The sequence below is a fragment of the Pseudonocardia sp. EV170527-09 genome (genome assembly GCF_008369905.1).
GTDB lineage: Bacteria > Actinomycetota > Actinomycetes > Mycobacteriales > Pseudonocardiaceae > Pseudonocardia.
On record NZ_VRMC01000042.1, the window covers coordinates 13,833 to 33,716 of the forward strand.

The following is a 19,884-nucleotide window of genomic DNA, read 5'->3' on the forward strand; positions in this document are numbered from 1 at the left end:
GCGACGATGCGCGCAAGATCGAGGAGAGTGCATGAGCGACAGCCCTGAGCCGTCGGGTCCGGCGATGCGGATCGGTGTGGCCGCGGAGTCCGAGCCCGAGACGCGTGTGGCGATGAGCCCCGAGACCGTCGCGAAGGTGGTCGGGCTCGGCTACGCCGTCACCGTCGAGTCCGGGGCCGGTGCCCGGGCCGGGTTCACCGACGAGGCCTACGTCGAGGCGGGCGCCGACGTCGCCGACGGCCCCGTCTGGGACGCCGACGTCGTGGTGCGCATCAACGCCCCGCAGCCCGACGAGATCGGCAAGCTGCGCGAGGGCTCCGTGCTGATCGCGATGCTCGCGCCGCGCTTCGAGGAGGAACGTACGGCCGCGCTCGCCGCCCAGGGCGTCACCGCCCTGTCGATGGACGCGGTGCCCCGCATCTCGCGGGCCCAGTCGATGGACGTGCTGTCGTCGATGGCGAACATCGCGGGCTACCGGGCGGTGATCGAGGCGGCCCACGTGTTCGGCCGGTTCTTCACCGGTCAGGTCACCGCCGCGGGCAAGGTCCCGCCGGCGAAGGTGCTCGTGGCCGGGGCGGGCGTCGCCGGGCTCGCCGCCATCGCCGCGGCCAACAGCCTGGGCGCGGTCGTGCGGGCCACCGACCCGCGCTCCGAGGTCGCCGACCAGGTGCGGTCGCTCGGCGGGGAGTACCTGGCCGTCGAGGTGGAGCAGGAGGCGTCCACCGACGGCTACGCCAAGGCGACCTCGGCGGACTACGACAAGCGCGCGGCCGAGATCTACTCCGAGCAGGCCGCGGACTGCGACATCATCATCACCACCGCGCTGATCCCGGGGCGGCCCGCGCCGAAGCTGATCACCGCCGCGGACGTGGCGTCGATGCGCCCGGGCAGCGTGGTCGTCGACATGGCGGCCTCGCAGGGCGGCAACGTGGGGGGCTCGATGGCCGGCGAGGCCGTCGTCACCGACCACGGCGTGACCATCATCGGCTACACCGACCTCGCCGCCCGGTTGCCCGCGCAGGCGTCGCAGCTCTACGGCACGAACGTGCTGAACCTGCTCAAGCTGATGACCCCGGAGAAGGACGGGCGGCTCGCGCTCGACCTGGACGACACGGTGATCCGTGGCATCACGATCGCGCATGCGGGGGAGACGCTCTGGCCCCCGCCCGAGGTGAAGGTGAGTGCGGCGCCCGCGGCCCAACCGGCCGCCGAGCCCGTGGCGACGGAGCCGGAGAAGCCACGGTCCCCCTACGCAGGGCTCGCCGCCGGGATCGTCGGCGCGGTGGCGCTGTTCGCGGTCACGGCGCTGGCCCCGCCCGAGCTCGCAGGGCACCTCACGGTGTTCGTGCTGGCGATCGTCATCGGCTTCTACGTCATCGGCAACGTGCACCACGCGCTGCACACGCCGCTGATGTCGGTCACGAACGCGATCTCCGGGATCATCGTCGTCGGCGCGATCCTGCAGATCGGCACCGGCGGCGACGCCCTGGTCATCGGGCTCGCCGCGGTCGCGGTGCTGCTCGCCGCCATCAACATCGTCGGTGGCTTCGCGGTGACCCGCCGCATGCTGCAGATGTTCACGAGGAGCTGAGCCGTGCAGACGTGGACCACTGCGGCGTACCTGATCGCCGCCATCCTGTTCGTGATCAGCCTCGCCGGGCTGTCGAGGCACGAGACCGCCAAGTCCGGTGTGCTGTTCGGCATCACCGGCATGACCATCGCCCTGGTCGCCACCGCGGTCGTCGCGCTGGGGCAGGCGTCCGGGCTCGGCGTCGCGCTGTTGCTCGTGGCCGTCGTCGTCGGTGCGGCGATCGGGCTCTGGCGGGCACGCGTCGTCGAGATGACGGGCATGCCCGAGCTCATCGCGCTCATGCACAGCTTCGTCGGTCTCGCCGCGGTGCTGGTCGGCTGGAACGGCTTCCTGGAGGTCGAGGCCGGGCACCTGCGGCTGGAGAGCCCGCTGCTGGGGATCCACCACGCCGAGGTCGCGGTCGGGGTGTTCATCGGGGCGGTGACCTTCACCGGCTCGGTGATCGCCTACCTGAAGCTGTCGGCGAAGATCAGGTCGGCGCCGCTGATGCTGCCCGGCAAGAACGTCCTCAACCTCGGTGCGCTCGTGGCGTTCGCGGTGCTGACGGTGTTCTTCGTCATCACGCCGCAGATGTGGATCCTGGCCGTGCTCACGGTGCTGGCGCTGCTGCTGGGCCTGCACCTGGTCGCCTCGATCGGCGGTGGTGACATGCCGGTCGTGGTGTCGATGCTGAACTCCTACTCCGGATGGGCCGCTGCGGCGGCGGGCTTCCTGCTCGGCAACGACCTGCTGATCATCACCGGTGCGCTCGTCGGGTCCTCCGGTGCCTACCTGTCCTACATCATGTGCAAGGCGATGAACCGGTCGTTCATCTCGGTCATCGCGGGCGGCTTCGGGGCCACCTCCTCGGCGGCCGCAGCGGTGGAGGGCGAGCACCGCGAGATCGACGCCGACGGCGTCGCCGAGCTGCTCGCGAACGCCGAGAGCGTCGTGATCACGCCCGGCTACGGCATGGCGGTCGCCCAGGCCCAGTACCCGGTGGCGGAGCTGACCCGGTCACTGCGCGACGCCGGCGTGAACGTGCGCTTCGGTGTCCACCCGGTCGCGGGCCGGCTGCCCGGCCACATGAACGTGCTGCTGGCCGAGGCCCAGGTGCCCTACGACATCGTCCTGGAGATGGACGAGATCAACGACGACCTCGCCGAGACCGACGTCGTGCTGGTGATCGGCGCCAACGACACGGTGAACCCGGCCGCGTCGGAGGACCCGGGCTCGCCGATCGCCGGGATGCCGGTGCTGCGGGTGTGGGACGCCAAGGACGTGATCGTCTTCAAGCGGTCGATGGCCACCGGCTACGCGGGCGTCCAGAACCCGCTCTTCTTCCGGGACAACACCCAGATGCTGTTCGGCGACGCCAAGGAGCGCGTGCAGGACATCCTCGCCTCGATCAAGAGCCTCGCGAAGACCGGCTGACCGTCGGGCGTCTTCACCCGGGCGGGGCGCAGGTGTTACCGAGCCGACTCCTGCGCTCCGCTTGCCCGGAACGTCCGGTGGGCACCCTGTGACCATGAGTGAGAGCAGCACGCAGCACGCGAACGAGACCTGGCCCCACCCCGAGAGCGAGCAGGCCCGGCACGACGGGCGCTACACCCCGGTCGCTCGCGGGGGCCACCGCGGCCACCGGTCCGACGACCCGTCGACCGCCATGTGGGACTGACCTGACCCCACCGCCCGGTCCGCGACGGATCGGGCCCGATGAGAACCGGTCGCCGTCACCCGCCCTCGGGCGTGGGGTGCGGCGACCCTGTCGTTGCGGGCCTGTCGTTGCGGGGCCCGTCGTGGGCCCCGGGCGTCTCAGGACGCGGGGGTGCACAACCCCGGGCAGCGACCGATCCTGCCCCGGAACGTCACGGTGGTCCCGTCCGGACCCGGCTCCACCCGCACGTCCTCCGCGACCGCCTCGATCATCCCGATGCCCCGTCCTCGGTGGCCGGGGTCGGTGGGCGGGTCGCGCCAGCACCCGCGGTCGCTGACCTCCATCCGCACCCGGTGCCCGTCGGTCTCGCCGTGCAGCAGGACCGTCGCGGGGCCCTCCGAGCCCGCGGCCCCGTAGGCGTGCTCGATGCAGTTGGACACGGCCTCGTTCACCGCGAGGACGAGGTCCTGCACGGTCGGGCACTGCTCGTCGGTCCCGCACAGCGATGTGAGCCACCTGCCGGTCTCCCGGCGGGAGCGACCGGCCGACGCGGGTTCGACGGGCAGCTCGACACGCAGAGTCGGGGGCATGGGAAAGCAGTACCCACCACATCGTCGTGCAACTCATCGGAGTGACCGCCGATCGAAAATGTCGACCAGGTCACGCGAAGTTCGACGTGCGGGCCCGCGGCCCGCGGCCTACCGTCGATCGGTGATGGCAGTCGATCATTGCCGGCCGCGGAGACGGCATGGCTGAGCCGAGTACGGACGCGGACGCCCGCCCCGACGAGTACACCCACCTCGTCGAGCCTCTCCGTGCCTTCGCGGCCGCCGGCCCCGAGGACCCGGAACGGGAGCGGCTGCGCTCCGAGCTGGCACAGGGCTTCCACCCGGTGGTCCGGCACATCGCCGGGCGCTACCGGCACCGCGGCGAGCCCGTCGAGGACCTGGAGCAGGTCGGCGCGATCGGTCTGCTCAACGCGCTGGACCGGTTCGACCCGGAGCAGGGCACCCCGTTCCTGGCCTACGCCGTCCCCACGATCACCGGGGAGATCCGCCGGTACTTCCGCGACCGCACCTGGTCGATGCGGGTGCCGCGGCGGCTCAAGGACATCCAGAGCCGCATGACCCGCGCCCAGGAGGAGCTGGCCTCGCGGCACGGCCGCGCACCGAAGGTCTCCGAGCTCGCCGAGCACCTCGACATCAGCCGGGAGGAGGTCATCGAGGGGCTGCAGGCCCAGGACTCCTACCGGTCGGACTCGCTCGACAAGCTCGTCGGCGACACCGACAACCCGCTCGGCGAGATCGTCGGGGGCATCGACGCCGGGATGGACGCGGTCGAGGCCCGCGAGTCGCTGCGCCCGGCCCTGCGCAAGCTCCCCGAGCGGGAGCGGACCATCCTGATGCTGCGGTTCTTCGGCAACCAGACCCAGACCCAGATCGCCGCCCAGGTGGGGCTGTCGCAGATGCACGTGTCGCGGCTGCTCGCCCGGGCCCTGGTGACCCTGCGCGGTCACCTCGCCGACGACCAGGACCAGCACGACGGGGTCCCCGAAGCGGGCTGACCGCCGTCCCGCTACGACGATCAGGTGCCCGTGATGGTCCGACCGGGGCGGCCGGGCCGGTCGGAATCACCTCGCCGTCACCTGGGCGTTTCCCCACCGGCCTCCCGGGGCACCCTGTCGTGTTCCGCGCACGCCGCCGCCCGTTCGCCGGGTCACGGTGTCGCGCATCCGACGATGTCGGCGAGACCGTCGTCCCGCGACCCTCACCCGCACCTCAGCGCCCGGCCGGTGTCCCCGTCGGCCGGTCCCGCGTCGTGCCGTCGGTCGCGAGGACAGGAGAGGACCCGGATATGGCCGTGCAGGAGAAGAAGTCCGTGACCGAGAAGGGCACGACGAGCAAGAAGGGCAAGAAGAGCGGCCGGGAGACCGTCGAGGCCGCGAAGGCCGAGACGAAGGAGGCCCGCCGCGCGGAGGAGAAGGACGCCGAGAAGGCCGTCCGCGCCGCCCGCAAGGCCGAGAAGAAGGCCCGCAAGCAGGCGAAGGCCGCGCGTGCTGCGCAGAAGAAGGCGGCGGCTGCCGAGAAGAAGGCCGCCGCGAAGGCGAAGGCCGCGCGGCTGGAGAAGGTCGCCCAGCGCGACGCCGCCGCGAAGGCGGAGAAGAAGGCTCGGAAGCTGGCGAAGGAGCGGGTCGTCGCCGGGCAGCCGGGCACCGGTGTCGGTACGCCCGAGACCACGCCCGCCGAGCGGGAGCAGCGCCGTCGTGAGGCCGAGCAGGCAGCCGGCCGCCTCGCCGCCGCGGCCGAGCACAAGGCCACCGCCGAGCGACCCGCCGAGGTGCACCACACCAACGGCGCGCGCGTCTGACCACCGCACACCGCAGCACCGGCGACGCCCGGACCCGGCCGGGTCCGGGCGTCGACGTATGTCAGGCACTGCACACCTGTCCGGATATTCAGGCTTGCACGAGCCAACGGCGGGGCCGTAGCGTTCGTCCGTGCACATCGCCGAGGGCTATCTCCCGCCGCTGCACGCGGCGGCCTGGACCGTCGTCGCCGCGCCGTTCGTCGTGCACGGCGCCCGGGCCGTGGTACAGCGCGTGCGGGAGGATCCGGACACCAAGCTGCTGCTCGCCGCGGCCGGCGCGTTCACCTTCGTCCTGTCCGCGCTCAAGATCCCGTCGGTGACCGGGTCGTCGTCGCACCCGACCGGCACCGGGCTGGGCGCGGTGCTGTTCCGACCACCGGTGATGGCGCTGCTCGGGACGGTGGTGCTGTTCTTCCAGGCCGTCCTGCTCGCCCACGGCGGGCTGACCACGCTCGGCGCCAACGCGTTCTCGATGGCGATCGCCGGGCCGTGGATCGCCTACGGCGCCTACGTCGTGGTCCGCAGGCTCGGGGGGTCGCTGGGGCCCGCGGTGTTCGCCGCGGCCTTCCTCGGTGACCTCGGCACCTACACGATCACCAGCGCGCAGCTGGCGCTCGCGTTCCCCGACCCCACCTCCGGGTTCGGCGGAGCCTTCGTCACCTTCGCCTCGATCTTCTCGATCACGCAGATCCCGCTGGCCGTGGCCGAGGGGCTGCTGACCGTGCTCGTCGTGCGGCTGCTCGTGCGCATCACCCCGGACGAGCTGCGCCGCCTCGGCGTGCTGCGTCCGGCCACGAGCACGGCCACGGCCACGGCTGCGACCACCGACACCGGCGGCGCCGCCCCGGCCGCGACCACGCAGGGCCCGGAGAAGGAGGCGTCGGCGTGAGCCGCTCGACCGTCGTGAACATCCTGCTGGTCGTCGCCGTCGTCGCGTTGTTCGCGGTGCCGGTGCTGTTCGTGCCCGGCGAGTACGCCGGGTCCGACGGCCAGGCGGGTGAGGCCATCGAGGCCACCGGCTACCAGCCGTGGTTCAGCCCGGTGTGGGAGCCGCCGTCGGGCGAGATCGAGTCCGGGATCTTCGCGATGCAGGCCGCGGCCGGCGCGGGCGTGCTCGGCTACTGCATCGGCGTCGCCCGCACGCGCAGCCGGGAGAAGTCCGCCCGGCAGGCCTGATGCTGCTGATCGACGAGACCGCCCACGCCAACCGCTGGCGGTCCCGGCACCCGGGGGAGAAGGCGTTCCTCGCCCTGGGGCTCCTGCTGCTCGCGGTCGTCCTCCCGCCGTGGCCCGGTGCCGTGCTGACCGGCGGCGCGGCGTTGGCGCTGCTCCTGGGTGGGGCCCGGGTGCCGTGGCGGACCGCGCTGCGGCTGCTCGCCCTGCCGCTCGGGTTCGTCGTCGTGGGGGCGCTGCCGCTGCTGGTGACCGTGGGCGGGGACCCGTGGCTCGCACTCGCACCGGGCGGACCGGCCCGGGCGGCCGCGCTCGTCGGACGCTCGCTGGCGGCGGTGGCCTGCCTGATCCTCTTCGCCGCGACGACGCCGCTCGCGGACACCCTGCCGCGGCTGCGGTGGGTGCCACCTGCCGTCCTGGAGATCACCCTGCTCGTCTACCGGATGTTGTTCCTGCTGCTGGACTCGCTGACCGCGGTCCGGGAAGCCCAGTCCCTCCGGATGGGGTTCCGGACACGGCGGACCACCTTCCGGTCGCTGGCCGCGCAGGGGAGCGCGGTGTTCGTCCGGGCCTTCGACCGTGCCCGCCGCCTCGAGGCGGGCCTCGCCTCCCGCGGCTACGACGGATCGCTGCGCGTCCGGGTGCCCGCCCGCACCGTCTCGCCCGCCTTCGTCGCGGCGAGCGCGGCGCTGCTCGTCGCCGTCCCGGTGACGGCACTGGTGGTCCTCCCGTGACCGCGGTCCTGGAGGCCCGCGGCCTGGTCTTCGCCTACCCGGACGGGCCGGTCGTGCTCGACGGGGCGGACCTCGCCGTCGACCCGGGGCGCAGGCTCGCCGTGCTCGGACCCAACGGCGGCGGCAAGACCACCCTGTTCCGGCTGCTGCTCGGGCTGCTCGCCCCGGCGGCCGGGGAGGTCCTGCTCGACGGTGAGCCGGTCCGGCGCACCCGCCGCGGGCTGGTGCGGCTGCGCGAGTCCGCCCAGCTCGTCCTGCAGGACCCCGACGACCAGCTGTTCTCCGCCGACGTCGCGCAGGACGTGTCGTTCGGGCCGCTCAACCTCGGTCTCGACGGGGCCGAGGTCGACGCCCGGGTGCACGACGCGCTGGCCGCCGTCGGCATCGCCGACCTCGCCGACCGGCCGACGCATCGGCTGTCGTTCGGACAGCGCAAGCGGGTCGCGATCGCCGGTGCCCTCGCCGTCCGGCCCCGGGTGCTGGTGCTCGACGAGCCGACCGCGGGCCTGGACCCGGCCGGGGTGGAGGAGCTCGTCGTCGTGCTGGAGGACCTGCAGCGCGCCGGGACCGCGGTCGTGCTGTCCACCCACGACGTCGACCTCGCCCACCGCTGGGCCGACGACGTCGCCGTCGTCGCGCGGGGGCGGGTGCGGCGCGGTCCGGCGGCCGAGATCCTCGGCGACGCCGCGCTGCTCGCGGACGCCCGGCTCGGCCCGGCCTGGGCACCGGCCGTCGCGCGGCTGCTCGCGCTGGTGGGCCTCCCCGGCACGACCCCCGCCACGGCGGCGGAGCTGCACGAGGTCCTGTCGGGACTTGCGGCCAGGGAGACACCGACGGGAGGGTGAGGTCCATGAGCGTCCCGGAACCCGCACCCGTCCCGGTGGACGAGATCGACCTGACGCTGCCCAACCCGGCCCGGGTCTACGACTACATGCTCGGCGGCGGCCACAACTTCGCCACCGACCGGGAGTTCGCCGAGCGCCTGCTCGTCGCGCTGCCCGACACGCGGGAGCTCGCGCTCGCCAACCGGGCCTTCCTCGGCCGGGCCGTGCGGGCCTGTCTCGACCGGGGGGTGCGCCAGTTCCTCGACCTCGGCTCCGGCATCCCCACCGCCGAGCCGGTGCACGAGATCGCCCACCGCGCCGACCCGACGGCGCGCGTCGCCTACGTCGACGTCGAGCCGGTGTCGGTCGCGATGAGCCGCCAGCTCCTGACCGGGGTGGAGGGTGCCTCGATCACCGCGGCCGACCTCACCGACGTCGAGGCCGTGCTCGCCGCGCCGGGCGTGGCGGGCCTGCTCGACCCGGCCGAGCCGGTCGCCGTGCTCGCGGTCTCGGTGCTGCACTTCGTCGGCGACGACGACCTGCTCGGCGCCCTGTTCGACCGCTACACGACGGCGTTCGGACCCGGCAGCATGCTCGTCGTCTCGCACGGCAGCACCGACGTCGACGACCCGCGCATCGCCGAACGGATGCGCACCGTCGAACGGTTCACCCAGGACACCGCGCAGCCGGCCCGGTCCCGGGACCGGGCCCTGCTGCGCAGGCTGCTCGTCGACCGGCCCGGGCACCGGCTGGAGCTGCTGGAGCCGGGCATGGTCGACGTCGCCGACTGGCGGGCCGAGGCCGGGCGGTCGCCCGCCGGACCCGCCGGGATGTACGCGGTCGTCGGTGAGGTCGTCCCGCGACGGTAGGGCGGGTCAGTCCCGGTAGACGCCCTGGCGCTTCTCCATGAACGCGGTGACGGCCTCGGTCAGGTCGGCCGACACGAGCTGCCCGCCGTTCCAGGTGGCGATCTGGTCGAGCCCGTCGGCGACGGAGTGGTCACGGGCGTAGGTGATCGCGTACTTCGTGCCGCGCAGCGCCAGCGGGGACTTCGCCGCCAGCGACGCGGCGAGCTCGGCGACACCGTTCTCCAGCGCCTCGGCGTCGTCGTACACGCCGTTGACCAGGCGCAGCTCCTTCGCCTCGGTGCCGGACACCGGGCGGCAGGTGTAGGCCAGCTCGCGGGTAACGCCCTCGCCGACGATGCGCGGCAGCCGCTGCAGGACGCCGACGTCGGCGGCCAGGCCCATGTCGACCTCCTTCAGCACGAACGACGCGTCGGCGGTCGCGTAGCGGAGGTCGCAGGCGACGGCCAGGTCCAGACCCGCGCCGAGGCAGACGCCGTGGATCGCGGCGATCACCGGTGTGCGGCAGCGTTCGATCGCGGTCAGACAGTCCTGCAGGTCTCCGATGGTGCGGCGCAGCGCGTCGGCGCCGTGACCCACCGAGTCACCCGAGGCCTTCTCGCGCAGCCCGCCCAGCATCGACACGTCGATGCCGGAACAGAAGTGCCGCCCGTTGCCGCTGATCACCACGACCCGCACGGCGGGGTCGGCGTCCAGCTCGCGCACCGCGTCACGCAGCCCGAACCACATCGGCTCGTGCAGCGCGTTCGCCGCCTTCGGGCGGTCCAGGCGCAGCCGCGCGACCCCGTCCGTCACCTCGACCGCGATCCCCGTCGGCTCGCCCATCGTTCCCACCCTCCACGTGTCCAGCCCGGTCACCGGGAGGTTACCCCGGAGTAGGACGGCGGTGTCCTAGGCTCGTCCGGTGCCCGACCTGACCAGCACCGCCAACCCGCGCGTCAAGAACCTGGTCCGGCTGCGCACCCGTCGCCACCGCGACGCGGCGGGCGTCACCGTGATCGAGGGGCACGACGAGCTGGCGCTCGCGCTCGACGCCGGCGTCGAGCCGAGCGAGGTGTACTGGGCGCCGGACCTGGTGCGGTCCGACGCGCTGCTGGCTCGGATGCCGTCGGCGCGGGTGTTCTCGGTGAGCCGGGAGGTGTTCGCCCGGATCGCCTACCGCGAGTCCCCGGACGGCTGGCTCGCCGTCGCGCCGGCCCCCGGCCGCCCGCTCGACGAGCTGGACCTCGGGCCGGACCCGCTCGTGCTGGTCGCCGAGGGCGTCGAGAAGCCCGGCAACGTCGGGGCGATGCTGCGCACCGCCGAGGCGTGCGGGGTGGACGCGGTGGTCATCGCGACCCCGGAGCGGGGCGGCACCGACTTCGCCAACCCCAACGTGGTGCGCGCGTCCAAGGGGACGGTGTTCGCGGTGCCGGTCGCGTCCGCGTCGACCCCCGAGGTCCTCGACTGGCTCGACCGGCGCGGAATCGCCACCCTCGTCACCACCCCGGCGGGGACGACCGTGCTCGCCGCCACCGACCTGACCGGGCCGAGCGCGCTGGTCATCGGGACCGAGGCGACCGGGGTGACCGACGCGTGGCTCGACCGGGCCGACGCCACGGTGGTCATCCCGATGCGCGGGCGGGTCAACTCGCTCAACGCCTCGATCGCCGCGGCCGTGGTGCTCTACGAGGCGGTCCGTCAGCGCGGCTGACCGGCGAGCTCGGCGCGCAGCCGCTTCTTGTCGGTCTTGCCGATCCCGGTCAGCGGGATCCGCTCGACGAACTCGACGGTGCTCGGCACGTACATCGCACCGGCGCGGTCGGCGACCAGGTCGGTCAGCTCGTCCGCGCTCGGGGACGGGGAGTCGGTGACGACGGCGGCGTGCACGGTCTCGGTGCCGTCGTCGTCGGGCACGCCGAAGACCGCGGCGTGCCGGACGGCCGGGTGCTCCATGAGCAGGTCCTCCAGCTCGGAGGTGTACACGTGCCCGCCCACGACGACGATCATGTCCTTCACCCGGTCGAGCAGGTGCAGGTAGCCGTCGGCGTCCTGGCGGGCGACGTCGCCGGTGCGGACCCAGCCGTCGACGACCGTCGCGGCGCTCAGCTCCGGCTGCTTCCAGTAGCCGTCCATCTCCATGCCGGTGTGCACCCACAGCTCGCCGCGCTCGCCCGGGGCGACGGGCCGGCCGTCGGCGTCGGTGATGGCGATCGTGGTGGTGGGGATCGGCCGCCCGACGGTGCCGAGCAGGTCGGGGTTCCGGTGCTCCTCGGCGGTGAGCACGCTGATCCCTCCGGCCTCGGTCTGGCCGTAGAACTGGGTGAACACCGGGCCGATCCGGCGCAGCGCCTCGGCGATGCGGCGCGGGTTGGCGGGGGCGCCGCCGTAGACCAGTGACCGCAGCGACGACAGGTCGGTCCGGTCCAGGTCGGGGTGGTCGAGGAGGCGGTAGATCAGCGGCGGCAGCAGGAAGGTGTGGGTGATCCGCTCCCGCTCGATCGCGGCGAGGAACGCGCCGGGCTCGAAGGAGTCCTGCAGCACGACGGTGCCGCCCTCGGCCAGCGTGCGGTCGGCCATCGCGCCGCCGACGTGGGCGACCGGGGTGGCGACGAGCAGCCGGCCGCCGGTGGCGCCCGCGCCGAAGTTGCCGGCCCGGCGGCGCATCTCGGCGCCACGCCGGTGGTGGTCGAAGGTGTAGGTGATGCCCTTCGGGTGCCCGGTGGTGCCGCCGGTGTGGCGGATCTGCTCGACGTCGTGCGGGCGGGCCCGGCCCCGGACCGGCTCGGCCGACGCGGCCGCGGCGAGCTCCAGCAGGTCGGTGCCGCCGTCGTGGGCACCCAGCCAGAGGACCTCGACGCCGTCGACGAGGGCCAGGACCGCCTCGGCGGACGCGGCCGCGTCGGCGTCGGCGAGCACCAGCGGTGCCTCGACGTCGGCGACGATGCGGGCCGTCGCGGCGGCCGACAGACCCTCGTGCGGCTGGGTGATCCCGGCACCGAGCAGGGTCACCGCGAGCCGCGCGACGACGGCCTCGGGCGTGTTGCCCGCCAGCAGCGCGACGACCGATCCCCGCTCGACCCGCTCGTCGAGGACGTGGGCGAGCCGGTGCACCGTGTCCACCAGCTCGCCGGCGCGGATCCGGCGGTCGCGGTGCACCAGCGCCTCGCGGTCGCGGTCGGCGGCGAGGGCGTCGAGCAGCTCCTCGACGTCGCTGTACAGGCCCCCGCCGTCCGGGACAGGGCCGTCCGGGACAGCGCGGTCCGGGACAGCGCCGTCCAGGACGTCCTCGTGCAGACCGGTGGTCATCTCGGGTCTCCTCCCGTCGGGATCGTTGTCTGACGCAACGATCAACTCGGAGGCAGTCTTCCCAGAGGTGATCCGATCGACACCTCTCGTTTACACGGGAGTGCTCAGGCGGCCAGGGCGAGCTCCGCGCGCCGCTCGGCGCGCTCCATCCGCACCGCCTGCCACAGGGCGACCAGGCCCAGCAGCGGCAGCACCGTCGCGACGGCGGCGGGCGAGGTCCAGCCCCACCCGGCGGCCAGGACGAGTCCGCCCAGCGCGGCACCGAGGGCGTTCGCCACGTTGAACGCCGCGTGGTGCAGCGCCGCGCCCAGCGTCGGACCCTCGCGGCCGGCGTCCATCAGCCGGGTCGCGAGCGCCGGGGTGGTCGCGGTGGTGGTGAAGGCCAGGGAGAACAGCGCCAGCAGCGCGAACACCGGCGAGGACGCGGTGAGCGCGAACAGGGCCATCGACACCGTGGCGGCGCCGAGCCCGGCCGCGATCGTGCGGACCGGCGCCGCCTCGGCGAGCCGGCCGCCGACCTGGTTGCCCAGCGTCATGCCGAGGCCGAACACGGCGAGCGCGAGCGGCACGGCCGCGGCGGCCAGGCCGGACACCTCGGTGAGCACCGGGGTGATGTAGCTGTACACCGCGAACGACCCGCCGAACCCGGTCGCGATGACCGCCATGGTGATCCACACCTGGCCGCGGCGCAGCGCGGAGAGCTCGCCGAGGATCGAGCCCCGGCGCTCCTCGCGGACGTCGGGGACCAGGCGCCACACGGCCAGCATCGTGACCACCGCGACGACGCCGACGGTCAGGTAGGCGGCCGGCCAGCCCGCCGCCTGCCCGAGCCAGGTCGCCCCGGGCACACCGACGATGTTTGCGATCATCAGCCCGCTCATGACGGTGGCGATCGCGCGCGGGCGCCGCTCGCGCGGCACCAGCGAGGCCGCGAGCACCGACGCGGTGCCGAAGTAGGCGCCGTGCGGCAGTCCGGCCAGGAACCGGGTCACGACGAAGGTGCCGAAGGTCGGGGCGAACGCCGACGCCACGTTGGCCACCGCCAGCGCGCCCGCCAGGGCAAGGAGGAGGTGCTTGCGCGGCCACCGTGCGCCGAGCACGGCGAGGATCGGCGCGCCGACGACGACGCCGATCGCGTAGGCGCTGATGGCGGTTCCGGCCTGCGGCACGGTCGCGCCGAGGTCGGCGGCGAAGGCGGGCAGGAGACCCATCGAGGCGAACTCGGTGGTGCCGATGGCCAGGCCGCCGAGGGCCATCGCGGCGAGCGCGAGCCCGGTGGTGGGAGACTGGGGCGAGGTGAGAGCCTTTTTCATCGTGCCACGAGGATAAATCGTGGCAGGCCGGAGGTGTCAACGACGATGACCGCGATGTCGGCGGGTTCACGTTCCGGGCCCGCCGCCGATCCGGGCGAACGCCCCGGACGGGCCGAGACCGACCGTTGGCGTGCCACCGCCGAGGTGCTGGCCGAGGTCCGGCGCGAGCCCGGCCTGACCCGTGTCGGGCTCGCCCGGCGGCTGCGCCTGGCCAGCGGTTCGGCCACCGAGATCGCGGCCCGGCTGCGTGACCTGGGCTGGGTCACCGAGGAGCGCGCCCCCTGCGGTGGGCGCGGGCGGCCGACCACCACTCTGACGCCCAACCCGGACGGTCCGGGCGTCGTCGCCGTCGACGTGCGGTTCGAGGGATGGCGGGCCGGGCTCGCCGGGCTGGACGGTGTGCCGTTCGCGGTGCGGTCGGGCCCGCACCGGCGTCGCGACCCGGACTCCGTCGCCACGGAGCTGGACGGCGTGGTCGGTGAGCTGGTCGCGCAGGCTCCCGGACCGGTGGTGGCGGTCGGGGTCGGGGTGGCCGCGACGGTCGTCGACGAGCACTTCGCCGAGACCGGTGGCGGCCAGGGCTGGAGCCCGCTGGACGTGCGCCGGATCGGCGCCGGGCCGGGCCTGCCCGTGCTGGTCGGCAACGACGCCAACCTCGCGGGCATCGCCGAGGTCCGCGACGGTGCCGCGGCCGGTGCGGGCACCGCGCTGTTCCTCACCGTCGAGGTGGGCATCGGCGGTGCCTTGCTGCTCGACGGGCGCGCCCAGGCCGGTGCCCGCGGCGCGGCGGGGGAGCTGGGGCACCTGCCCTTCGGCGACCCCGCGGCCCGTTGCGCCTGCGGCGCGCGGGGCTGCTGGACCACCGGCGTCGACGGCTGGGCGCTGGCCAGGATGCTGGGTGAGCCCGAGTCGGACGCCCCGTACAGCTACGCCCGCGCCGTGCTCGACCGCGCCGCGGCCGGCGAACCCGGCCCGGCGGCCGCGGTGACGAGCGCGTCGGCGTCGCTGGCCCGTGGGACCGCCGGGCTGGTCAACGCGCACGACCCGGAGGTCGTGGTGCTGGCCGGGCTCGGCCCCGCCCTGCGGGCCGCGGCCCCGGAGGCGTTCGCCGTCGCCTACGACGACGGGCTGATGGCCTTCCGTCGCGCCCTCGCGCCGCCGGTGCACGACGACGCGCACGGTGAGGACGGCGTGCTCCGGGGTGCCGCCGCCATCGCGCTGGACCACGCGGTCTCGGCCCCCGGGCTCGCCGCCCGCGCCGGCTGACGCGCTCCGCTCAGGGGCGCGGGATCGACCGCAGGTTGCTGCGCGCCAGCTCGACCATCTTCCCGACGCCGCCGTCGAGCACCGTGCGGGTCGCGGCGAGGGCGAACCCGCGGACCTGCGCGGCGGTGATGTGCGGCGGGATGGACAGCGCGTTCGGGTCGGTGCGCACGTCCACCAGCGCCGGGCCGCGGTGGTCCAGCGCCCGGCGCAGCGCGGCGCGCACGTCCGACGGGTCGTCGACGGCCTCGGCGTACAGGCCGGCGGCGCGGGCGATCCCGGCCAGGTCGGCCGGGCCGTGGTCGGTCTGGAACGACGGGTAGCCCGCGACCATCATCTCCAGCCGGATCATGCCCAGCGACCCGTTGTTGAACGCGACGACGGTCAGCGGCAGGTCGTGCTCGGCCGCGGTCAGCAGCTCGCCGAGCAGCATGGTCAGCCCGCCGTCGCCGGACAGCGACACGACCTGGCGGTCCGGGAACGCGAACTGCGCACCGATCGCGTGCGGCAGGGCGTTGGCCATCGTCCCGTGCCGGTAGGAGCCGATGATCCGGCGCCGGCCGTTGGGGGACAGGTAGCGCGCCGCCCACACGTTGCACATGCCGGTGTCGACGGTGGCGATCGCGTCCTCGGCCATCTCCTCGTCGAGGACCGCCGCGACGTGCTCCGGGTGGATCGGGCGCAGGTCGGAGACCTTGCGGGTGTAGGCGCCGACGACCTTCTCCAGCGCCTCGGCGTGCTTGCGCAGCATCCGGTCGAGGAAGGAGCGGTCGGTCTTCTCCGCGATCCGCGGCAACAGAGCGTCCAGGGTGGACGCGGCGTCGCCGTGCACGCCCAGCTCCAGCAGGGTGCGACGCCCGAGGCGCGCGGGGTCGACGTCGATCTGCACGGTGCCGCGCTGGGGCAGGAACGAGTCGTAGGGGAAGTCGGTGCCGATCAGGATCAGCAGGTCGGCCTCGTGCGTCGCCTCGTAGCAGGCGCCGTAGCCGAGGAGTCCAGACATGCCGACGTCGTAGGGGTTGTCGTACTGGATCCACTCCTTGCCGCGCAGCGAGTGGCCGATCGGCGCCTTCACCCTGTCGGCGAGTGCGAGCACCTGCTCGCGGGCGCGCTCGATGCCGGCACCGACGAACAGCGTCACGGTGTCCGCGGCGTCGACGAGCCGGGCCAGCTCGGCCACCTGCTCCTCGGACGGTCGCACGACGCCGGTGGGCGGGGACAGGTGCGAGGAGCCGGTGTCGTTCGGGGCGTCGAGCGCGCTGACGTCGCCCGGCAGGACCAGCACCGACACGTCGGACTCGGCGAGCGCGGTCTGCATCGCGATCCGCTGCATCCGGGGCATCTGCTCGGGCCGCGAGATCAGCTCGCAGTACGCCGAGCACTCGGTGAACAGCCGTTCCAGGTGGGTCTCCTGGAAGTAGCCGGTGCCGATCTGGACCGAGGGGATGTGCGAGGCGATCGCCAGCACCGGCGCACCGGTGCGGTGGGCGTCCATCAGACCCTGGATCAGGTGCGTGTTGCCGGGGCCGCAGCTGCCGGCGCAGACCGCGAGCCGCCCGGTGAGCTGGGCCTCCGCCGCGGCCGCGAGCGCCGCGGCCTCCTCGTTGTGCACGTGCACCCACCGGATGCGGCCGTCGCGGCGGATCGCGTCCGCGATCGGGTTGAGGCTGTCGCCCACCAGGCCGTAGATCCGTTCGACGTCGGCCTGGTGCAGCAGCTCGATCATCTGGTCGGCCACGGTGCGGCCCATGTCGTCCTCCTCGCGCTCGGGTGCGAGAGCCGTGTTCCCCCTCCGGAGCCGGGCCGAACCGTTCCGGCGTGTGACGGTCCCCGCGTACCGCCCGACGCACGGCAGGTCACGAATCGGGCATCGGAATCGATTCCCGCGCTGCGGAACCATCCGGACGTGAGTACTGTCCCCTCACATTCCTGGGAGGGGACGCAAAATGATCATTCTTGGTCTGATCCTGCTGCTGGTGGGCTATTTCACCGGCATCTCCATTCTCTACTACCTCGGCGGCCTGCTGGTGATCGTCGGTGTGGTCCTGTTGATCCTGGGTGCGATCGGACGGCCGGTGGGAGGACGCAAGGCCTGGTTCTGACCGGGCCGGCCGGCCCGCCGCGGAAACCCGCGGGCCGGGCGACGGCCGGCGTCGCCGTATTTGCCGCGGGGGTGCGTTTCCGGGAGCCCGGAAACGCACCCCCGCGGTGTGTCGTGGCGAAAGGATCACCGGAGGGTCGGATTCCGGGAATGTCGCGGGCGGCGGGGGGTCGCGACCGCTGCGGTCGTAGGCTCGCGGCTGTGATCGGCAGACGCGGTACCGCACTGGCCGGGGCCGTCCTGGCCCTGGGGCTGTTGGCCGGGTGCGGCGACCAGCCCCTCCCGCTGACCGAGGGCCCGCCCGGCGCGTCCCCGGCCGACGGGCTCATCCGGATCGTGGAGCTGTCCGCACAGCGCGCCCGGATCTCGGACCAGGTGGCCGCGGCGAAGTTCGGCACCGGAACGGCCGTCACCGACCCGGCACGGGAGGCGGCCGTCGTCGCCGAGACCCGGGCCGACGCGACCCGCGACGGCGTCGACCCCGACTGGGCGGCCCGGATCGTCTCCGACCAGATCGCGGCGAGCACCCAGGTGCAGAACGACCTGATCCGGCAGTGGACCGACCGGCCCGACACCCGTCCCGCGCAGCGGCCCGAGCTGGCCCGGGTGCGGCCGCAGCTGGATCGGATCGGCGACGAGCTGGTGGCCGCGCTGAAGCTGGCCGGCCCGGCCCGGGCGAACGAGGAGTGCCCGTCGACCCTGGCCCAGGCCGCGGTCGAGCAGGCCCGTGGGCTCGACGAGGTCCACCGCAACGCCCTCGGGCGGTCGCTGAAGTCCGTCTGCGACGGCGACCCCGGCTGATCCGTCCCGTGTGACGGTGCCGTTTCCGCTCGTCGCAAGGTATTCCGTATCCGGATAGTACGTGCTCGGATTAATCGGACGAGACACGGAGGTGCGCGATGGACCAGAACCTGTTCAACGACATCTGCCTGCAGCAGCTGACGCTGTCGGGCGTGCACGAGGGTGAGACGGTCGTCGTCCTCACCCGGGGCGCGGAACGGACCGAGTACGCCGACGCCTTCCTCTGGGCGATCCAGAAGCTGGGTGCGACCGGCTACCACATGCGGCTGCCGTCGCCGGCGAGCGCGGGCGGCGCCTGGGCGGTCGGCGACTCCGGCCTGGGCAACATCCCGCTGGCCGTGGACGCACTCAAGGCCGCGGACATGGTCGTGGACTGCACGTTCCTGCTGTTCAGCAAGGAGCAGTTCGCGATCCAGGACGCGGGCACCCGCATCCTCACCGCCGTCGAGCCACCCGAGCTGCTGGCCCGGCTGATGCCGACCACCGAGCTGCGCGAGCGCGTCGAGACCGGCGCGGAGCTGCTGGCCAAGGCGTCGACCATGCGGATCACCAGCCCGCACGGCACCGACGTCACCTACCGGCTCGGCATGTACCCGACGATGAGCGAGTACGGCTACACCGACACCCCCGGCCGCTGGGACCACTGGCCGGCCGCGTTCGTGTTCACCGGCGGTGCCGACGACGGCGTCGACGGGAAGATCGTCCTCGCCCCCGGCGACGTGCTGCTGCCGTTCAACACCTACGTGCAGACCCCGGTCGAGATCACCATCGAGGAGGGCTTCATCCGCGACATCCGCGGTGGCGCGGGCTCCTCCGGGCTCGACGCGGACCTGCTGCGCTCCTACATCGAGAGCTTCGACGACCCGCGCGGCTACGGCATGAGCCACGTCGGCTGGGGTCTCGACGAGCGCGCCCACTGGCACGGCCTGACCCAGTTCGGCGGGGGCATGGGCATGGAGCTGCGCAGCTTCTACGGCAACGTCATGTTCTCGATCGGTCCGAACAACGAGCTCGGCGGCCCGAACGACACCGCCTGCCACTTCGACATCCCGATGCGCGGCAACTCGCTGTTCCTCGACGACGAGCTGATCGTCGACACCGGGGAGCTGACCGTCCCGGAGATGCGCCCGGTGGGGAAGCGATGACCGACCACCACGTGGGGATGATCGTCCCGAGCTCGAACCTCACGATGGAGACCGAGCTCCCGCGGATGCTGCGCGCCCGCGAGGACGTGCTGCCCGACGACCGGTTCGTCTTCCACGCGGCGCGGGCCCGGATGCAGCACGTGACGCCCGAGCAGCTGCGTGCGATGAACGCCCAGGCCCGGCGGGCCGCGGCCGAGCTGGCCGACGCCCGCCCGGACGTCGTCGCGACCGCCTGTCTGGTGGCGATCATGGCGCAGGGTCCCGGCTACCACTGCACCGCCGAGGACGACATCACCGCCGCGCTGCGGGCCGAGGGTTCCGAGGCGCCCGTCGTCTCCAGCGCGGGCGCGCTGCTGTCGGGGATCGCCGCGCTCGGGGCGCAGCGGGTCGCGATCATCACGCCGTACCTGGAGCCGCTGACGAAGGCGGTCGTGGACTACCTCGAGGACGCGGGGGTGCGGGTCGTCGACTCGCTGTCGCTGGAGGTGCCCGACAACCTCGCCGTCGCCCGGCTCGACCCGGCCGACCTGCGCGAGCACTGGCGCAGGCTGGACCTGACCGGTGCCGACGCGCTGGTGCTCAGCGCGTGCGTGCAGATGCCGTCGCTGCCGTCGATCGAGGCCGTGCAGGAGGACGCGGGGATCCCGGTGCTGTCCGCGGCCACCGCGACGGCGCACCGCATCCTCACCGAGCTCGGGCTGGAGCCGCGGGTGCCCGGGGCGGGGGCGCTGCTCGCCGGCTGAGCCCCGTGGGGCCGGGACCCGCGTGCCGCACCGGCGCGC

At 73.7% G+C, this 19,884-nt stretch carries 21 protein-coding genes; 16 read left to right on the forward strand and 5 right to left on the reverse strand.

What is annotated here, in order from left to right:
- The first annotated feature begins 64 nt into the window (after window positions 1–64).
- From FVA95_RS14805 to FVA95_RS30855, 3 genes are all read left to right on the forward strand, one after another.
- Complete coding sequence (locus tag FVA95_RS14805) at window positions 65–1,591, forward strand: Re/Si-specific NAD(P)(+) transhydrogenase subunit alpha (protein ID WP_149664786.1); 1,527 nt, start codon at window positions 65–67, stop codon at window positions 1,589–1,591.
- Window positions 1,592–1,594: 3 nt separating this feature from the next.
- Entirely contained in the window at window positions 1,595–3,004 is a 1,410-nt protein-coding gene (pntB, locus tag FVA95_RS14810) for a Re/Si-specific NAD(P)(+) transhydrogenase subunit beta (RefSeq protein WP_149664760.1), read from the forward strand.
- A gap of 94 nt (window positions 3,005–3,098) precedes the next feature.
- Window positions 3,099–3,248, forward strand: coding sequence for a hypothetical protein (locus FVA95_RS30855; protein ID WP_158071455.1), 150 nt, complete (start codon window positions 3,099–3,101; stop codon window positions 3,246–3,248).
- A 137-nt stretch (window positions 3,249–3,385) separates the two neighbouring features.
- Here the strand turns inward: FVA95_RS30855 and FVA95_RS14815 are convergent, their stop codons facing one another.
- Window positions 3,386–3,817, reverse strand: a complete 432-nt coding sequence (locus FVA95_RS14815) for an ATP-binding protein (RefSeq protein WP_149664761.1) — start codon at window positions 3,815–3,817, stop codon at window positions 3,386–3,388.
- Window positions 3,818–3,975: 158 nt separating this feature from the next.
- Here FVA95_RS14815 and FVA95_RS14820 point away from each other — a divergent pair, with 158 nt between their 5' ends.
- The 7 genes from FVA95_RS14820 to FVA95_RS14850 all read left to right on the forward strand — a co-directional run bounded on the left by FVA95_RS14820 (window position 3,976) and on the right by FVA95_RS14850 (window position 9,194).
- Complete coding sequence (locus tag FVA95_RS14820; protein ID WP_149664762.1) at window positions 3,976–4,791, forward strand: SigB/SigF/SigG family RNA polymerase sigma factor; 816 nt, start codon at window positions 3,976–3,978, stop codon at window positions 4,789–4,791.
- 290 nt (window positions 4,792–5,081) lie between these two features.
- The gene (locus FVA95_RS14825; RefSeq protein ID WP_149664763.1) at window positions 5,082–5,594 is read left to right on the forward strand and encodes a hypothetical protein; all 513 of its coding nucleotides are present in this window, start codon (window positions 5,082–5,084) and stop codon (window positions 5,592–5,594) included.
- Window positions 5,595–5,724: 130 nt separating this feature from the next.
- Window positions 5,725–6,483 carry an energy-coupling factor ABC transporter permease gene (locus tag FVA95_RS14830; protein WP_240051498.1) on the forward strand — a complete coding sequence of 253 codons (759 nt, stop codon included), beginning with the start codon at window positions 5,725–5,727 and terminating at the stop codon, window positions 6,481–6,483.
- Window positions 6,480–6,770 (forward strand): energy-coupling factor ABC transporter substrate-binding protein, encoded by a 291-nt coding sequence (locus FVA95_RS14835; protein WP_149664764.1) that lies wholly within the window; start codon window positions 6,480–6,482, stop codon window positions 6,768–6,770. The genes FVA95_RS14830 and FVA95_RS14835 overlap by 4 nt, the downstream gene beginning before the upstream one ends.
- Window positions 6,770–7,501: a cobalt ECF transporter T component CbiQ gene (gene cbiQ, locus FVA95_RS14840; protein WP_149664765.1), complete on the forward strand. Its 732-nt coding sequence runs from the start codon at window positions 6,770–6,772 to the stop codon at window positions 7,499–7,501. The genes FVA95_RS14835 and cbiQ overlap by 1 nt, the downstream gene beginning before the upstream one ends.
- Entirely contained in the window at window positions 7,498–8,346 is an 849-nt protein-coding gene (locus FVA95_RS14845) for an energy-coupling factor ABC transporter ATP-binding protein (RefSeq protein ID WP_149664766.1), read from the forward strand. The genes cbiQ and FVA95_RS14845 overlap by 4 nt, the downstream gene beginning before the upstream one ends.
- A 5-nt stretch (window positions 8,347–8,351) precedes the next feature.
- Complete coding sequence (locus FVA95_RS14850) at window positions 8,352–9,194, forward strand: SAM-dependent methyltransferase (protein ID WP_149664767.1); 843 nt, start codon at window positions 8,352–8,354, stop codon at window positions 9,192–9,194.
- 6 nt (window positions 9,195–9,200) lie between these two features.
- On the opposite strand, the gene FVA95_RS14855 is transcribed toward FVA95_RS14850, so the two are convergent.
- A complete protein-coding gene (locus FVA95_RS14855; protein ID WP_149664768.1) occupies window positions 9,201–10,016 on the reverse strand; it encodes a crotonase/enoyl-CoA hydratase family protein in 816 nt (271 codons plus the stop codon).
- A 79-nt stretch (window positions 10,017–10,095) separates the two neighbouring features.
- Here FVA95_RS14855 and FVA95_RS14860 point away from each other — a divergent pair, with 79 nt between their 5' ends.
- Complete coding sequence (locus FVA95_RS14860) at window positions 10,096–10,884, forward strand: RNA methyltransferase (RefSeq protein WP_149664769.1); 789 nt, start codon at window positions 10,096–10,098, stop codon at window positions 10,882–10,884.
- Here the strand turns inward: FVA95_RS14860 and FVA95_RS14865 are convergent.
- Both FVA95_RS14865 and FVA95_RS14870 read right to left on the reverse strand, forming a co-directional pair.
- The gene (locus FVA95_RS14865; protein WP_149664770.1) at window positions 10,872–12,479 is read right to left on the reverse strand and encodes an AMP-binding protein; all 1,608 of its coding nucleotides are present in this window, start codon (window positions 12,477–12,479) and stop codon (window positions 10,872–10,874) included. The two genes, FVA95_RS14860 and FVA95_RS14865, sit on opposite strands and share 13 nt — an antisense overlap.
- A 104-nt stretch (window positions 12,480–12,583) precedes the next feature.
- Window positions 12,584–13,792 (reverse strand): MFS transporter, encoded by a 1,209-nt coding sequence (locus FVA95_RS14870; protein ID WP_149664771.1) that lies wholly within the window; start codon window positions 13,790–13,792, stop codon window positions 12,584–12,586.
- 45 nt (window positions 13,793–13,837) lie between these two features.
- Between FVA95_RS14870 and FVA95_RS14875 the strand changes: the two genes are divergently transcribed.
- Window positions 13,838–15,058 (forward strand): ROK family transcriptional regulator, encoded by a 1,221-nt coding sequence (locus FVA95_RS14875; RefSeq protein WP_205015863.1) that lies wholly within the window; start codon window positions 13,838–13,840, stop codon window positions 15,056–15,058.
- Window positions 15,059–15,068: 10 nt separating this feature from the next.
- Here FVA95_RS14875 and FVA95_RS14880 read toward each other — a convergent pair whose 3' ends face one another.
- Window positions 15,069–16,805: a pyruvate dehydrogenase gene (locus tag FVA95_RS14880; protein ID WP_149664772.1), complete on the reverse strand. Its 1,737-nt coding sequence runs from the start codon at window positions 16,803–16,805 to the stop codon at window positions 15,069–15,071.
- A gap of 196 nt (window positions 16,806–17,001) precedes the next feature.
- Here FVA95_RS14880 and FVA95_RS31500 point away from each other — a divergent pair, with 196 nt between their 5' ends.
- The 4 genes from FVA95_RS31500 to FVA95_RS14895 all read left to right on the forward strand — a co-directional run bounded on the left by FVA95_RS31500 (window position 17,002) and on the right by FVA95_RS14895 (window position 19,845).
- Window positions 17,002–17,157: a hypothetical protein gene (locus FVA95_RS31500; protein ID WP_020622688.1), complete on the forward strand. Its 156-nt coding sequence runs from the start codon at window positions 17,002–17,004 to the stop codon at window positions 17,155–17,157.
- Between the two features lie 200 nt (window positions 17,158–17,357).
- Window positions 17,358–17,957, forward strand: coding sequence for a gamma subclass chorismate mutase AroQ (gene aroQ / locus FVA95_RS14885; RefSeq protein WP_161992312.1), 600 nt, complete (start codon window positions 17,358–17,360; stop codon window positions 17,955–17,957).
- A 98-nt stretch (window positions 17,958–18,055) separates the two neighbouring features.
- On the forward strand, window positions 18,056–19,102 hold the full coding sequence (locus FVA95_RS14890; protein WP_149664774.1) for a leucyl aminopeptidase: 1,047 nt from the start codon (window positions 18,056–18,058) through the stop codon (window positions 19,100–19,102).
- Complete coding sequence (locus tag FVA95_RS14895) at window positions 19,099–19,845, forward strand: aspartate/glutamate racemase family protein (protein WP_060711127.1); 747 nt, start codon at window positions 19,099–19,101, stop codon at window positions 19,843–19,845. The genes FVA95_RS14890 and FVA95_RS14895 overlap by 4 nt, the downstream gene beginning before the upstream one ends.
- Window positions 19,846–19,884: the final 39 nt, after the last annotated feature.

Coding starts and splice junctions, on each gene's coding strand:
- FVA95_RS14805 (WP_149664786.1), top strand. CDS start 65: ATGCGGATCGGTGTGGCCGCGGAGTCCGAGCCCGAGACGCGTGTGGCG.
- FVA95_RS30855 (WP_158071455.1), top strand. CDS start 3,099: ATGAGTGAGAGCAGCACGCAGCACGCGAACGAGACCTGGCCCCACCCC.
- FVA95_RS14815 (WP_149664761.1), bottom strand. CDS start 3,817: ATGCCCCCGACTCTGCGTGTCGAGCTGCCCGTCGAACCCGCGTCGGCC.
- FVA95_RS14820 (WP_149664762.1), top strand. CDS start 3,976: ATGGCTGAGCCGAGTACGGACGCGGACGCCCGCCCCGACGAGTACACC.
- FVA95_RS14825 (WP_149664763.1), top strand. CDS start 5,082: ATGGCCGTGCAGGAGAAGAAGTCCGTGACCGAGAAGGGCACGACGAGC.
- cbiQ (WP_149664765.1), top strand. CDS start 6,770: ATGCTGCTGATCGACGAGACCGCCCACGCCAACCGCTGGCGGTCCCGG.
- FVA95_RS14850 (WP_149664767.1), top strand. CDS start 8,352: ATGAGCGTCCCGGAACCCGCACCCGTCCCGGTGGACGAGATCGACCTG.
- FVA95_RS14855 (WP_149664768.1), bottom strand. CDS start 10,016: ATGGGCGAGCCGACGGGGATCGCGGTCGAGGTGACGGACGGGGTCGCG.
- FVA95_RS14865 (WP_149664770.1), bottom strand. CDS start 12,479: ATGACCACCGGTCTGCACGAGGACGTCCTGGACGGCGCTGTCCCGGAC.
- FVA95_RS14870 (WP_149664771.1), bottom strand. CDS start 13,792: ATGAAAAAGGCTCTCACCTCGCCCCAGTCTCCCACCACCGGGCTCGCG.
- FVA95_RS14875 (WP_205015863.1), top strand. CDS start 13,838: ATGACCGCGATGTCGGCGGGTTCACGTTCCGGGCCCGCCGCCGATCCG.
- FVA95_RS14880 (WP_149664772.1), bottom strand. CDS start 16,805: ATGGGCCGCACCGTGGCCGACCAGATGATCGAGCTGCTGCACCAGGCC.
- FVA95_RS31500 (WP_020622688.1), top strand. CDS start 17,002: ATGATCATTCTTGGTCTGATCCTGCTGCTGGTGGGCTATTTCACCGGC.
- FVA95_RS14890 (WP_149664774.1), top strand. CDS start 18,056: ATGGACCAGAACCTGTTCAACGACATCTGCCTGCAGCAGCTGACGCTG.
- FVA95_RS14895 (WP_060711127.1), top strand. CDS start 19,099: ATGACCGACCACCACGTGGGGATGATCGTCCCGAGCTCGAACCTCACG.